General features: G+C 55.9%; 14 protein-coding genes. 5 read left to right on the top strand and 9 right to left on the bottom strand.

The window, feature by feature from the left end:
• Positions 1-83: 83 nt before the first annotated feature.
• From EKN38_RS18220 to EKN38_RS18210, 3 genes are all read right to left on the bottom strand, one after another.
• On the bottom strand, positions 84-1,043 hold the full coding sequence (locus EKN38_RS18220; RefSeq protein WP_014830104.1) for a YbgA family protein: 960 nt from the start codon (positions 1,041-1,043) through the stop codon (positions 84-86).
• Positions 1,044-1,145: 102 nt separating this feature from the next.
• Positions 1,146-1,556, bottom strand: a complete 411-nt coding sequence (uraH, locus tag EKN38_RS18215) for a hydroxyisourate hydrolase (RefSeq protein WP_014830105.1) — start codon at positions 1,554-1,556, stop codon at positions 1,146-1,148.
• A 100-nt stretch (positions 1,557-1,656) separates the two neighbouring features.
• Positions 1,657-2,382, bottom strand: coding sequence for a MerR family transcriptional regulator (locus EKN38_RS18210; protein ID WP_014830106.1), 726 nt, complete (start codon positions 2,380-2,382; stop codon positions 1,657-1,659).
• A 117-nt stretch (positions 2,383-2,499) separates the two neighbouring features.
• Here EKN38_RS18210 and EKN38_RS18205 point away from each other — a divergent pair, with 117 nt between their 5' ends.
• Positions 2,500-3,024: a lipocalin family protein gene (locus tag EKN38_RS18205; protein ID WP_014830107.1), complete on the top strand. Its 525-nt coding sequence runs from the start codon at positions 2,500-2,502 to the stop codon at positions 3,022-3,024.
• A gap of 3 nt (positions 3,025-3,027) precedes the next feature.
• Here the strand turns inward: EKN38_RS18205 and EKN38_RS18200 are convergent, their stop codons facing one another.
• From EKN38_RS18200 to EKN38_RS18175, 6 genes are read right to left on the bottom strand one after another with little or no spacing between them, the layout of a single operon-like run.
• The gene (locus tag EKN38_RS18200) at positions 3,028-4,038 is read right to left on the bottom strand and encodes a fimbrial protein (protein WP_014830108.1); all 1,011 of its coding nucleotides are present in this window, start codon (positions 4,036-4,038) and stop codon (positions 3,028-3,030) included.
• Positions 4,038-4,553 carry a fimbrial protein gene (locus EKN38_RS18195; protein ID WP_014830109.1) on the bottom strand — a complete coding sequence of 172 codons (516 nt, stop codon included), beginning with the start codon at positions 4,551-4,553 and terminating at the stop codon, positions 4,038-4,040. Before EKN38_RS18195 ends, EKN38_RS18200 begins: the two co-directional genes overlap by 1 nt.
• Positions 4,544-7,066, bottom strand: coding sequence for a fimbria/pilus outer membrane usher protein (locus EKN38_RS18190; protein ID WP_014830110.1), 2,523 nt, complete (start codon positions 7,064-7,066; stop codon positions 4,544-4,546). Before EKN38_RS18190 ends, EKN38_RS18195 begins: the two co-directional genes overlap by 10 nt.
• Positions 7,067-7,089: 23 nt before the next feature.
• Positions 7,090-7,767 (bottom strand): molecular chaperone, encoded by a 678-nt coding sequence (locus EKN38_RS18185; RefSeq protein ID WP_126522504.1) that lies wholly within the window; start codon positions 7,765-7,767, stop codon positions 7,090-7,092.
• Between the two features lie 53 nt (positions 7,768-7,820).
• A complete protein-coding gene (locus EKN38_RS18180; RefSeq protein ID WP_014830112.1) occupies positions 7,821-8,405 on the bottom strand; it encodes a fimbrial protein in 585 nt (194 codons plus the stop codon).
• Between the two features lie 52 nt (positions 8,406-8,457).
• Positions 8,458-9,060 (bottom strand): helix-turn-helix transcriptional regulator, encoded by a 603-nt coding sequence (locus tag EKN38_RS18175; protein ID WP_014830113.1) that lies wholly within the window; start codon positions 9,058-9,060, stop codon positions 8,458-8,460.
• Between the two features lie 711 nt (positions 9,061-9,771).
• Here EKN38_RS18175 and EKN38_RS18170 point away from each other — a divergent pair.
• From EKN38_RS18170 to EKN38_RS18155, 4 genes are all read left to right on the top strand, one after another.
• A complete protein-coding gene (locus tag EKN38_RS18170) occupies positions 9,772-10,545 on the top strand; it encodes a transcriptional regulator (RefSeq protein ID WP_014830114.1) in 774 nt (257 codons plus the stop codon).
• Between the two features lies 1 nt (position 10,546).
• Positions 10,547-11,029, top strand: a complete 483-nt coding sequence (locus EKN38_RS18165) for a hypothetical protein (protein ID WP_014830115.1) — start codon at positions 10,547-10,549, stop codon at positions 11,027-11,029.
• 236 nt (positions 11,030-11,265) lie between these two features.
• A complete protein-coding gene (locus EKN38_RS18160; RefSeq protein ID WP_043951538.1) occupies positions 11,266-12,153 on the top strand; it encodes a GlxA family transcriptional regulator in 888 nt (295 codons plus the stop codon).
• 85 nt (positions 12,154-12,238) lie between these two features.
• Complete coding sequence (locus EKN38_RS18155; protein ID WP_014830117.1) at positions 12,239-13,237, top strand: class I SAM-dependent methyltransferase; 999 nt, start codon at positions 12,239-12,241, stop codon at positions 13,235-13,237.
• Positions 13,238-13,374 lie beyond the last annotated feature (137 nt).

The following is a 13,374-nucleotide window of genomic DNA, read 5'->3' as shown; positions in this document are numbered from 1 at the left end:
AAAAGAGACGACAGTGAGGTGTCGTCTAAACGGGGTACTGCTTTGGGCCTCTATGGGTCACGGGGGCCTTCGCATTTTTATCATCACTTAACAGCCAGACGCAGACCCAAATCATCAGGATAGGGATCAAAGTAGTTTTGCGTCATCAGATACCGGTCAGGGTATTCGGCCAGGTAATGTTTAAGCAGCGTGATCGGCGCGAGAATGGGCAGGAGCCCGTCGCGATAATGCAGGATCACGTCGCGAAGCTCGCCGCGCTGACGGCTGTTGAGCTGATTACGGAAATAACCCTGAATATGCATCAGCACGTTGGTGTGATTTTTCCGCGAGGCGGGCTTTTTCAGGATGGTCATCAGTTTTTCGCGGTACGCCACGAAGAACGCGTCCAGGTCTTCCCACTCATGCAGCGAGGCGACAAACGGGCCAATCTCACGGTAACCCGCCTGATGGTGCGCCAGCAGCTGCAGTTTGTAGCGGCTGTGGAAATCCAGCAGCGCGCGGCGCGTCAGGCCGCTGGCGCGCAGCGTGTTCAGCTCATGCAGGGCAAAAACGCGCTCGACAAAGTTCTCCCGCAGCACCGGATCGTGCAGGCGTCCATCCTCCTCCACGGGCAGCCACGGCCAGGTTTCAAGGAGGGCAGCGGTGAACAGCCCGACCCCCTCCTTGCGGCCCCGGTTGCCGTTTTCATCGTACACGCGCACGCGTTCCATGCCGCAGCTCGGGGATTTTGCACAGACAATAAACCCGGCGAGATCGCCGATCTCAGGCAGGTAACTGGCCGTAAAGTCCGCCATTTTCTGCGTGACGTCATCATGCGGCGGATGGCTAAAACGCATCTGCGTGTCGCCGCCGGTCGTCATGATCAAACGCAGCGCAGGGCGTGGCGTGGGCAGGCCGATCGCCATTTCGGGGCAAACGGGTCGGAAATTTACCCACTGGGCCAGCTCATCCATGACGAAACCCATACGCTTATGCCCGCCGTCAAAGCGAACGGCGGACCCGGTCAAGCAGCCGCTAATACCCAACACAGGTTTCGTTGTCATGGTATGTTCCTCCAGAGCCAATACTTAAAACTTACACAATCTTGCTTATTTGTCCAAGTATTGGCGGAGGTATTTTTTATTGCCTTTTAAAATCAATAAGATTTAACTGCCCTTGTAGGTGGAGTAACCGTACTGGCTCAGCAGAAGCGGAATGTGCAGTTTCTCGTTGGTCCGGGTGACGGTAAACAGCACCGGCACTTCCGGGAAGAATGACTCCAGCTTTTTGCTGTGGAAGTAGTCTGCGGTTTTGAAGGTCACTTTATACACGCCAGGCTGCATGTCCTGATCCTGTGGATAGAGCGATTTGATGCGTCCGTCATGGTCGGTTTTGCCACTGGCAATGGGGGTCCATTTGTCCTGCTCCTGCTTTTCCAGGGTGACGGTGACATCCGATGGCGGCATGCCGGTTTGCTGGTCAAGAACGTGTACGCTCAGCGTGCCGGCAGGGGCACTGAAGGCGGCAGGGGCAAAGGCCATGGAGGCCAGGATCAGCAGAGGGGCAGTTTTTTTCATGTTGTTTTTCCTGTGAAGTTGTCAGTCACAGGAAAACGTTAGCATCTGCGGCGCGGAAAAATATTCAACTTTTCGTGAAGATTTCCGCAGGAGAAAATCATTAGAGGATAATGACCTCAAGGGAAAGCTGCTGCTGCCACTGCGCTACCTGTTTTTTCCGCGCGGCGGTGAGTTTACCACTGGTGATCAGCAGCCATTTGCGCTCCGGGAAAATCTCCGGCGCCAGGGTGTCCGGGGGGATGGGCAAAATGTCGATACGGTGACCCTGGCCAGTGCGCGTTAAGGCTTCGAGCCAGATTTCACACGGATCGTTCAGGTACCAGCCGCTGAGCAGAAGATTATCGCCCGGCGCTTTTTTATCCCCTTCGAGGCAAAACGAGGTGTAGGAAATGATGATGCCGTCGAGGATCGCGCGCAGGGTCATGGCAGCGGCAACGTTGGCCGATACCTGGCTGCGCAGCGGACGCAGCACGTTCGCCACCAGTTCGGGTCTGGGGTATTCGCGGCCCGCATCGTAAACCATCTGGCGCAGGGACTCGATTTTACCCTCCTGCAGGCGTTCCAGCATGCTTTGCTGCAGCGTTTGCCAGTTGTTGGTCCGGCGCGGGACAGGGCGTTCCAGCAGGGGTTTTACCTGGCCAATGGGCACGCCTTTTTTCACCCAGTCGAGGATTTTCAGCGCCTGCTGAACGTCCTCATCGCTGTACTGGCGGTGGCCGCCCTCCGTGCGCTGTGGCTTGAGTAAACCATATCGACGCTGCCATGCCCGCAGCGTGGTGGCGGTGATGCCGCTGAGTCTGGCGAATTCGCCGATGGAGTAAGCCATGTCCATGTCCAGAGTGGAGGAATACTCTCAATATACTACGAATTTTTCAGAACGGGATGAAGCGCCGAAAGGGTGCACTACACTTAACATCCAACCGTGCAAATGAAAGGAATTCTCATGAAGCTATGGCCTGTTGTCACCGGGGTTGCCATTGCGCTGACCCTTGTAGCCTGTAAATCCCCCACGCCGCCGAAAGGCGTGCAGCCTGTTTCCGGTTTTGATGCCAGCCGCTATCTCGGCAAGTGGTATGAAGTCGCCCGCCTGGAGAACCGCTTTGAACGCGGGCTGGAGCAGGTGACGGCCACCTACGGCCAACGGAGCGATGGCGGCATCAGCGTGCTCAACCGCGGTTACGACCCGGTGAAGAACAAATGGAACGAGAGTGAAGGCAAAGCATACTTTACCGGCGTGCCAACCACCGCCGCGCTGAAGGTTTCGTTCTTCGGCCCGTTCTACGGCGGTTATAACGTCATCAAGCTGGACGATAAGTACCAGTACGCGCTGGTCAGCGGCCCAAACCGGGACTACCTGTGGATTTTGTCGCGCACGCCAACCGTGCCGGACGCGGTGAAGCAGGATTACCTGAACACCGCGCGCAGTCTGGGCTTCCGGGTCGATCAGCTGGTGTGGGTAAAACATTAACCCCTACTGGTACGAGAACGTAATGCTTGCCAGCGCGTTCGCCGAGCCGGGGACCAGTTCGCCGGTTCGGATGTATTGCGCCTGGAACGGCAGCGACAGGGTTTGTGCCGCAGCGGTGCTCTGGATAAAGAACTGATTGGTTGTGCCCGCCGCCGAGCTGTCCGGCCCCATCATCAGCGGGCCGGTGCCGTTATAGAAAAACTGCACCCCTACGCCGGACGCGGTGGAGTCGCCGGTCAGCGTCACCACCGACGAGGTGTTTGACGGCGTGGTCTGATCGGTCATCACCGCGCTTACCGCGACGTTCGCGTCACAGGTCAGGCTGACGTTAAACGCACCCGAAGGCGACGTACTGCCCACGGTGGCCAGCGTGCGGATATCGAGCGTGCCCAGATCGACGTTCGCGCTTTTGGTGCCCACCGTACAGCCGCTCGCCGTCACGGTGATGGTGGTGGGGTTAATGATGACCTTTGCCGTTTTGACCTCGTTGTTATAGGCGGTTAACACCGCGGCGTTGATAGTCGGGATCTGGTAAACCCCGGATTTCAGTGCTGTCGCGGTCTTAATAAAGGTCACCTTTGCCGACCAGCCTAAATCCTGAGCAATACCGCTAGTGCCATCCGCCGGATAGCTTTGGGTGATCCCGTTTTGCAACGGAATATACTGTGAACCCTTAAAATCTTTCAGCCCGATGATATACCCCACACCCGGAACGCCAGTTTCAAAAATGGTGTAGTTCGCGCCATCGACGGTGACTGTCATCCCGCTTGAGATCGCGCTGCTGCTCGGCTCCAGCGTGCCTTTGGAGCAGGTATAAAAAAAACCGCACCAGAACACCTGTTGCACGCTGGCGGTGGCGCTCCAGGTGGAGCCGATAATACTCCCCGGCGCCACCGAATCTGCCGGGCCGCTGTAGGTCATCGGCTGCGGGGAGAGGGTGATATCTGATTTCCATTCCATCGCCTGTGCGCTGGCGCAGAGCAGTAATCCGCTAATAAACAAGAATAAACGCATCATTGATACTCCGTGGTCCAGGTGGCAAAGGCGGAGACGTCTCCGGCATTCACTGGCGCGCCCGTGGCGGCCAGCCGAGCGTAGAAGGTCATCTCTACGCTGTCATCGCCCGGCGTGCCCCGGGCGGTGGTTTGCGTGTCGAGGGGGATCAGCACGCCGTCTTTATCGAGGATCTGCACCGCCACGCCGGTAGCGCCGCCGTCGGCGATTTTCACCAGCTGCGGGTTGTCGTTATCTGGCGTGCCGCTGAAGCGGATTTTGACCCCGGCAAAGGTTGGCCCGCACGCTTCAAGCCTGATCGTGAAGGGCGTTTTGATATTGCTGACCGCGCCTGCACGGGGGAATTGTTTAATCCCGATGGTGCCCAGCGGAACGTCCTGCTCTTTAGAGTCCGCCGCGACAACGCAGGTGTTGCCGATCAAATTCCCGGTGACGGAAACCAGCACGTCATAGCCGCGAACCGGGAACGTGAAGATCAGCAAAGCGATGCTGAACGTCCGAAGCGTTACTGACATACCACCTCCTGTGAATAGAGCCCGGTGCGGGCGTTATAGCTCTGCTTATTCAACGCGTAGTTGATGGTGCAGCGCTGGTCGCTGTTGCGCCCCCATACGGCACTCAATGCGCCCCGTTCGGTTAACCCCGACAGATACAGGCTGCCGCCATCGCCGACGATGCCGCTGGTTTTGTCATCGTTCAGTGACACCAGCGTGCCGAAGGGCAGCACGTCGTTGCCGCGGCGCACGACAAACATCGCTTTTTTCCCCTGGCGCGTGACAAGGGTGGCGCGAACCAGCGCGCCGTCGGTCGGCGTTTTGTTGACGATGGCATTCTCCAGCTCCACGTCATTACCTGCGGTTGTGACATCCAGCGCGACCTGGTTCACGCGGTACGGCGTGGCGTAAGGGATCACCGCGTAGCCCCGGCTGTCGGTTTTGATACCCTTGTGGTTAAGCACGGCAACGTCGCTGGCGCCCGGGGCTTTCACCAGAATGTTGGTATTGCCGAGCGGCTGGCTCAGCGTCAGACCATCTTCATGCAGCACCGCACCGCCGCTCATCCCGTAGCTGAGGTTGCGGGAATCGCGGGTGTAGCTGTAGCCCAGGTTGTAGTCTCCTTTTGCGCCTTCGTATTGCAGCGTGGCGTCGCCGCCGTAGTGCTGCTGCGCGCTATAGCGCTGGTTGACGCTGTAAAACAGGTTCTCCTGGCCCGGCAGATAACCGCTCACGCCGGTACTGGCCGTAGTGCCGGTTGAATCCGCATGGGTGGTGGTAAAGCGGGCGCGGGTCGACAGCGCCGGGTTGCCCAGCGGCACCGAAAGTGACATCGCCAGCACGTTATCTTTTTTGTCGTCATACAGGCTGGCGCTGCGCTGAACGCTGACGCCAAGCGACACGTTACGAAACGTGGCGTTCCACGCGAACTGCAAACTTTGCGTGGTTTTCGACGTGTTCCAGTAGGTTTGTTGATCCCACGACAGCGACAGCGAACCGTATTGCCCCATCGGCTGTGACAGCAGCAGCTGGTTTTTGGCCTTACGCGACATGCGCAGGTTATATACCGTGTCGTAGTGGGTGGTGACGGTGCCATCGTCTTCCACAACCTGCTTTGGGGATCCGCCTGCCATGCCCCTGTACGTGGTATCGCTCAGGGTATAAAACCCTTTCGTTGAGTAGCGCAGCGAGAAAAAATTAACCCGCGTGCCGATATCATTCAGCAGCTTGCTGTAGCGCAGGCGCACGGAATCGCCGGTGTAGTGCCGGTCGTCCGCCAGCTGGCTGCGGGCGTGGGTCAGGTCGATGGAGTACGCGCCAAAACGCCCCAGGTTCTGCCCGATACCGAAGGCCAGACCGTTATAGCGATCGGCAAACTGCGCCCCACCGTAAAACGTCAGGCCATAACGCCAGCCATAGAACAGCTCACCCTGCGCGAAAGCGGGCGTATCCTGATTGGCCATCGGCCGATATTTTCCTGCTCCCAGGGCATATTTCAGCTGTCCGTTACGCACCAGGTTTGGCACGCTGGCATACGGAAGCGTGTACTGCGTCTGGCTGCCGTCGCTCTCCTGGATTGTGACCGCGAGATCGCCCCCGGAAGAGGTCGGGTAGAGATCTTTCAGCACAAACGCCCCCGGCGGAACCGAGGTTTGATAGATGATGTTGCCGTTCTGGCGAACCGTCACCGTGGCGTTGCTGCGGGCGATGCCGCGCACTTCCGGTGCATAGCCGCTCAGGCTGGCAGGCAGCATATTGTCGTCGGTTTTCAGGGCAATGCCGCGCAGGCCCACGGCGTCGAACACCTGGGCGGAGGTATACGTTTCACCGGCGTAAACCTGTGCTTTCAGAACAGGTATATCCCGCTGCAGCCAGGTCTGCACGTGGGTGAGTTCGTTAGTGTCTTTGGTCCACGTGGTGAAATCACGCAGCCGCCACGCGCCGAGATTGACGCCGCTGTTCAGGCTGGCAAACAGCTGCCGATCCCGCGTGCGCGTCTCGCCCTGATAGTCATTGTTTGAGCCGTTTACCACATAGTTCAGCCACGCGGCAGGAATCCCCGTCTCCCAGCTTTCCGGGCTGACATACCCGCGCGGCAAATTGCGCATCGCGCTCTGCGGTACGGTGAAGCTGAGGGAGAGCGTCTGCTGGTCAAAATCGAACCGTGTATCGGCAAACGCCTCCGTCAGAAAGATGCAGCGCTGCGCGAGCGGCAGAGCGCCCCCTTTTGCCTGCTGGCTGTCGATGCCCAGCGCCGCGATCTGTTCAGGCGTGAGACACGGCAGGGCTTCTCCTGTATTTTCAGCGATGCGGAACGTGACATTACCGGTGAACGCATAGTTGTTATTGATATACACATTGAGGTTGTAATCGCCCGGCGGCAACGCGCTCCCGGCGTTGACCCAGGCGAGATCGGCGCTGTTGGCGCTCTCACCGTTAAGGAACGCGGGGTTAAATTGCAGCGCGCTTTCAGCCGCCACGGCTTGCCGAATCACCAGGGAGATCACCGTGGCACACAGGATTTTTCTTTTCACGTGGTCACGCCTCACAGTAGGGATTATTGGGACAATGACGCGCGGGTCGCGGGCGTCCATGCGCCGTAATCGTTAATGGTCTGGTAGCTCACGCTGCTCGCGTGGCTGAAGGTTTCGCCCAGCGTCACGCTGGATTTCGGCGGCACCATCACCGGCTGTACCGGCATACCATCGATTTTCAGGTTGATGGTGGTGAGGTAGTACGGCGTTGGGTTGCTGAGCGTGACCTTTCCGCCGCGATACGCTCCGGTCAGGCTTTTCCAGGCGTCACCTGCGCCTTGCCCAAGGCTCTCCGGGCGATAAAACACCTTGATGCGGTTTGCCGAAGCAAACTGCAGCGAATTGCCGGAACCGCTTTTGGTCTGCTGCGGAATGGCTTTGACCGTCATCCAGTAGAGCGTTTCACGATCGTCGGGCAGGGCTTTACCGTTAAACATGATTTTCACCGCGCTTTCGCTGGCCGGTTTCATGACGAACAGCGGCGGCGTAATGACGAAGTCATTGGTTTTTTGCCCTTTCTCGTTTTCCATCCAGGACTGGATCAGTAACGTGGCGTCGGGATGTGTGTTCCTGACCTGCAGCATGGACTGGGTGGTGGCGCTGGAGTAGACCATTCGCGTGGCGCCCAGCCCTACGCCGCCGGCATATGCGGCGGAGGAACATAATGAAATAGCCAGACAGATCCCTGCTTTTGCGCGCATGGTGCGTCTCCTTAAAGCTGAGTCAGGCCCGGCCAGCGAACCGGGCCTGAAAATTACGAATAGGTAACGGTGTAGGTCGCAACCGCGCTGGCATCACCCGCCGTGGCATTGCCCTGCGGTGAGTAATATTTCGCGCTGAAGTTGAGGGTGTTAGCCCCCGCACGCAGAGGGATGGCGGCGGCAGGTTCACCCAGCTTCACCACCTTGCCCTGCTCGTCGTACAGGCGAATCGCAACGTGCTGCGCCGAGTTAGCGCCGCCGTTTGCGCCAACGGCCAGGCTGTTAGCATCTGCCGCATCCGGCGTACCGGTGAAGGTCACGGCCACGGTGGTGGCGGCAATCGGGTTTGCCTCTGTTGAGGCCGAGGTATCGGCGATTTCGCAGTCTTCCAGGGTGATAGAGAACGCTTTCGCGGTGCTGGCTTCACTACCTGCTGCTGCCAGCGTCGCGGTACGCACTTCGCCCATGTCGACATCAATGTTGGCGCTGCCAGCACTGATGGCGCAGGCCGAGGTCACCACCTTGCCGCTGAAGTTCACCGTACCGCCGCTGGTGGTTGCAGCGAACGCCGAGCCTGCTGGAAGTACTGCCGCAACGGCGACGGCAAGCAGTGTTTTCGTTTTAAATTGAGCTTTCATTGTCCTGATTCCATGTTGTCGTTATGTCGGGTTGTGCTCCTGGTCGACAGATCTAACTGGTTAAAAAGACCAGCAAATCTGTCTTATTTCTGAGCCCAAGTTTTCTTATCGCTGAGCTTTTTAACGCGCTGACGCGGCGGTAAGAAAGCTGCTCTGTTTCGGCGATATAACGCATATCCAGACCTTTTCGCAGATCCTTCAATACTCGCCATTCGCCCGGCGTCAGCGATAACGCCGTGGGTTTCTTTTTCGGCCGGTATCGGCTATCGACCATTTTTAATAAGCAGGCTCGCCAGTGATAAAGTGGCTCCTGCAGCGAGATATAGGCATCTATATCGCCGCGTATCCACAGCCAGGAATTTGCCGGTGCGGAGTACATACAAATAAGGACTCCGGGCTGGCGGGATTTGATGTTTTTTATATATTTCAGGCAATCAAATCCCGCGTGATACTTTTCCATGCCGGATAAAAAAATCACATCGACGGTGGTGGTCGCACACAGCGTTTCCATTAATGAATAATCGTCGCTTGACGCTGTTATCTGCATTTCAGGAACACTGTTTTTTAATACTGCGGCGATCCCCTGACGCGCAAAGTGATCGCCGCCCAACAGTGCGATTGTTAAATGACGCTTGTTGTCGTGTTTATTCGCCATGTTATTCCCTCGATTTATAATTGTAATGAGACTCGTCCGTCTGGCAGAACGATGCCTGTATTTTTCGAAGCAATTAAGCATTGCACGGTGTGGGCTTACTATACGGATAGCAAGAAACAGGTAATCTGAATTAATCTTAATTTGTTTTAAGTTAAGCTATTCCAGTGTCTTCATTTTCTCCCTGCTGTACCGGCTGCTTCTTATTTGCCTGTAATTAATCATACCGACACTTTTTAATGAAAAGTTGGCTTTAATAAATGTTTTGTAAGGAAATTGTCTGATGGTGTCAGGAATACGGCCTTGTTACTTACGCCTGATAACAATTTCACAGTGAAACTGTTAATTTTACCAGCGTATTCAGGCCGGGTGAGTATTGGGGGATTAGCTCTCAGGCCGCGTCTTTTCTGCTTTCATCGGAAAAAGTGAATTAATGACTCTGAATAATTCAGACATGGATGGCTAAAGCGTTCAATTCACCTTTTTGTCGAGTTTTGTCAGTGTCAAGTCTCAGGAGAAGCATGCGCTATGAGGCATTCTTACCGTATCTACGGGGCTTCTTAAGTCTGAAATGAAAGTTAAGAGAACTTCAGATAAGCGATTAAGAAAATATGAAAATAAGATTTTTCGCCAGGCGCCAGGATATACAGAAGGGGGTTTATCCGTCACATTAATCCTTAAACCGGCGTAATCAGGAGGTATTAAGCGAGTCTTATGCATAAGTATTATATCATCAATGGCGTCGTGGAGTTTCATCCTGCGGCCAGCACATTACGCGATCTCAATAATCCTGAGCAGGTGGTGGTATTAAACTCTCCTGCCGGACGCTGTTTGCTGTTATTAATTGAAAGAGCCGGAAGTATTGTCACCCAGCAGGAGTGTATGGACATTGTCTGGCAGCGTCGGGGAATGATGGTGTCGCCGAATACCTATTACCAGAATATCTCTATTCTGCGTAAAGGGCTGAAAAAAGTGGGATTTGAAACCGATCCGATCGTCACCATCCCGCGTATTGGCCTGACGCTGGCCAGTGATACGCAAATTACGATTAAAGAGACACAGTTGCCCTCAGCAGAGCCAGACGCGCCGGTTCAGACCGTGCAGGAAGAGGTTAGCGTGCCGCAACCTGTCGCCCCGGCTGTTAAACGTCGCATCTGGCTGCCGGGCGTGCTGCTGGGGTTGCTGCTATTTATTAGCGTGGTGGTCATCAGCCATAGCCGGGCGCATGACAACTATTTTGTGGACGGTTATCGCTTCACCACGATGATGGGCGAGTGTCGGCTCTATTTTGCCCGCGATATCGAGACGCCGCATGACAGGGATAAAGCGCTCTCCTATGCCGCGCCCTTTAAGGATGAATGCAGCAGCTACCCCTGGGTCTATATCAGTGGATATACCCTGTTGCCACGCGCTTCAGTGATCCGCTGTGACAGGGCAATGACGGAACCAAACCGTTGTATGTCAGATTACTTTATTCAGGATCATTAATATGGCTCGTTATCGTCAAACGCTGTTAACGCTCTGTCTGTGCCTGCTGGTGGGGACGTTGATCGCTGGCTATTATCTGTGGCAACGTTATTACATCCCGCCTTTTTCCTGCCAGGTGAACTTTATTCAGCATCATCCTGATGAGACGCTGACCCTGTGGCTGAATTATACGGTGGACGGTAAAAACGGTACGCTCAGCATGAACGGCCGGGTGAAGAGCGATCCAGCGAAAATCTTTAATCGTAAAATATTCTTTCAGGTGGAGCGCAAAGATAACGTCTATTACCTGACGTCTGTCCGCAATATTAAGTTCCCGGATGATGATGTCAGCGACAGCTGGCTGGAGAAATACGAGCCGTTATTTTTCATCTACCCAAACGAAAGTATTTATATGCGAATTAAGAAACAGCAGAATGATAATTATTTATTCATTCTGGGGACGTTACCGACCTATGTGTGCCATACCTCAAAAACGGAGGGGTGAGGGGGAAAAGCTTTGCTGTTTTGTGGTCATCATTTATACTTCATTTAACCGCTAAGAAATATCTTAAAGGAATATAATAGCGACAAAAATGTTGCGATAATGTAATTATAATTTTTGGCAAGGTAATGAAAACTTTAATTGATGACTCATGCAGGCTTGCGTCTGCGCGAAATAACCCCCTGCACGTAGGTTTACTCCTGTGGCCTCACTTTTCGTTATTAGCGTTATCGGGGTTAATGGAGGCGCTACGTACGGCGTCCTGTGTTCAACAATCCCGACAAAAAATAGCGTTTAAACTCAGTCTGATAAGCACGAACCCGGCGTTGCCCATTACCAGCAACGCCGGTATTAGCGTGCAGCCTGAAGCCGCCCATCTTACACCGGGTGAATTCGACTATATTGCCGTGATCGGCGGAAGCCTGGCGCATCTTGATAAGGGGCATTCTGGCGACCGGTTATTTCTTGCGGAGGCGCATCACAACAATATTCCGCTGATCGGGATAGGCACCGGCAGCTTTATCCTTGCGGAAGAGGGATTGCTGAATGAACGCCGCGCCTCGATCCATCCCTGTCATCATGATGTCTTCACGCAACGGTTTCCGCAGGTTTATGCCGAACAGGGGCTGGATTTTATCGATGAAGGCGATGTGCTGACCTGTCCGGGCGGGATCTCGACGCTGACGTTGACCACGGCCCTGATCCGCGCCCATGCGGGCGACGATATTGCTGCCACCACGTCACGCCGTTTATCGCTCTCTCCGCACGCTGTCGCGACGCCACGGCCTGCCAATATCGCCCTTATTCCGGACTCGCGGTTGCGCAGGGCGGTCATGATCATCGAACAGTACCTGACGCGCCCGCTCAGCGCCGCCGGGCTGGCTCAGGACGTCAAGCTGAGCGAGCGTCAGCTTAATCGCCTGTTTCACGCCGAGTTTGGGAAAACGGCACGTGAATTTATCCGCAGCGCCAGACTGCGCTATGCCTGCTGGCTGCTGAAGAACTCGCAACAAAGCGTCACGGACATTGCCCGGCGGATGGGCTTTAGCGACTGTGCCCATTTTATTCGTCATTTCCAGCTTGAGTACGGCTGTACGCCTGGGGTATGGCGCGCGTCGCAGAGCTAATGCCCCGATTTCGTGCTTTCTTCGTAGGGCATTACTGGCATGCCTGGATAGACTTCCGTTAAAAGCCCAACGGGGGGACGATGACATGAACTGGCAGCCTTTTCACGGCAGCGCACCGGGAAATATGACCATTTTCAGCGCCTCATTTCCTGACGTCAGCGACCAGTGGCCGATGAAAGACGACACTGCCCGGGAGATCAACGCGCTTGACCGGGCCCTGAAAGCCGACCCGGCGCTGCGTCCCCCGTTGATTGAATATGAAGAAGGGGGGCAGGCGGTGCTTGTCCCGCAGAACCGTTTCTCCGAACAGGCTTTTCGCAACCGGCCTGCGCTTCTCGCGTGGCGCGCCCGGCTGGTTCCCACCGCACTGGCGTTGTTTGTGGTGCAAAACCCGCTGGAAGACCGCCTCCCCGAAGGCACGAAAATGGACAGCGACAGCCGCCAGTGGTTTATCCACGCTAACGACGCCATTGGCGTGCGTTCCCGCGCAAAAGTGCTGGCCGCGCTGGTAGAGAAGTACATCCACAACGAGAGTGAGAACAACTGGGTGAGCCTGGCCAGCGGGGCGGCCATTCCCGTGCTGGAGGCGCTGCGTAACGCAAAGCTCGACGGCCAACAGGTGTACCTGACGCTGGTAGATAAAGACCCCGTCGCGCTGAGCTGGGCCGAGACCATGGCCGCGCAGGAGGGGCTGGTGGTGGGCGAACAGCTGACCCTGCTCAGGCGCAACCTGCTACATACGCTGGTGCGTAACGACGATTTACTGCTGGAGCTGGGCGAGCATCAGGCCGAACTGGTCGACGCGCTGGGCATATTCGAATACTTCAGCGATACCGATGCGGTGACTTTCCTGCAGCGCGCGCTGCGGCTGGTGAAGCCCGGCGGGGCGGTGATTGTGTCGAATATGCTGACCAGCAGCCCGCAGATCGACTTTGTGCTGCGTGGTATCGGCTGGGAGGACATCCACCCCAGGTCGTTGCAGCAGTTGCAGGATATCCACCTCGCGGCGGGCGTGCCGGTGGAGAATGTCACCGTGGTGGTGCCAAAGGATGGGGTGTATGCGGTGATGGAGGTGAGGGTTTAGCGCGAACGGTTCCCTCTCCCTGTGGGTTGAGGGATCCCCAGTAATTTTTTACCGAAAGCGACGAAAGTTGTTTCAGGAAAATTAATGACTTACAGCGACGCCCTGGTCCGGCTGTAAATCGCTGAGGCGTTTCCTGC

This window comes from Enterobacter sp. WCHEn045836 (assembly GCF_003965585.1).
GTDB lineage: Bacteria > Pseudomonadota > Gammaproteobacteria > Enterobacterales > Enterobacteriaceae > Enterobacter > Enterobacter dissolvens.
Note: the sequence above shows the minus strand (reverse complement) of the source record. Positions and strands in the feature narration are given on the sequence as shown.

Excerpts from the sequence above, each read along its gene's own strand:
- EKN38_RS18220 (WP_014830104.1), bottom strand. The coding sequence starts at position 1,043 with ATGACAACGAAACCTGTGTTGGGTATTAGCGGCTGCTTGACCGGGTCC.
- EKN38_RS18200 (WP_014830108.1), bottom strand. The coding sequence starts at position 4,038 with ATGCGTTTATTCTTGTTTATTAGCGGATTACTGCTCTGCGCCAGCGCA.
- EKN38_RS18205 (WP_014830107.1), top strand. The coding sequence starts at position 2,500 with ATGAAGCTATGGCCTGTTGTCACCGGGGTTGCCATTGCGCTGACCCTT.
- EKN38_RS18165 (WP_014830115.1), top strand. The coding sequence starts at position 10,547 with ATGGCTCGTTATCGTCAAACGCTGTTAACGCTCTGTCTGTGCCTGCTG.
- uraH (WP_014830105.1), bottom strand. The coding sequence starts at position 1,556 with ATGAAAAAAACTGCCCCTCTGCTGATCCTGGCCTCCATGGCCTTTGCC.
- EKN38_RS18180 (WP_014830112.1), bottom strand. The coding sequence starts at position 8,405 with ATGAAAGCTCAATTTAAAACGAAAACACTGCTTGCCGTCGCCGTTGCG.
- EKN38_RS18185 (WP_126522504.1), bottom strand. The coding sequence starts at position 7,767 with ATGCGCGCAAAAGCAGGGATCTGTCTGGCTATTTCATTATGTTCCTCC.
- EKN38_RS18160 (WP_043951538.1), top strand. The coding sequence starts at position 11,266 with ATGGAGGCGCTACGTACGGCGTCCTGTGTTCAACAATCCCGACAAAAA.
- EKN38_RS18175 (WP_014830113.1), bottom strand. The coding sequence starts at position 9,060 with ATGGCGAATAAACACGACAACAAGCGTCATTTAACAATCGCACTGTTG.
- EKN38_RS18155 (WP_014830117.1), top strand. The coding sequence starts at position 12,239 with ATGAACTGGCAGCCTTTTCACGGCAGCGCACCGGGAAATATGACCATT.
- EKN38_RS18210 (WP_014830106.1), bottom strand. The coding sequence starts at position 2,382 with ATGGCTTACTCCATCGGCGAATTCGCCAGACTCAGCGGCATCACCGCC.
- EKN38_RS18170 (WP_014830114.1), top strand. The coding sequence starts at position 9,772 with ATGCATAAGTATTATATCATCAATGGCGTCGTGGAGTTTCATCCTGCG.
- EKN38_RS18195 (WP_014830109.1), bottom strand. The coding sequence starts at position 4,553 with ATGTCAGTAACGCTTCGGACGTTCAGCATCGCTTTGCTGATCTTCACG.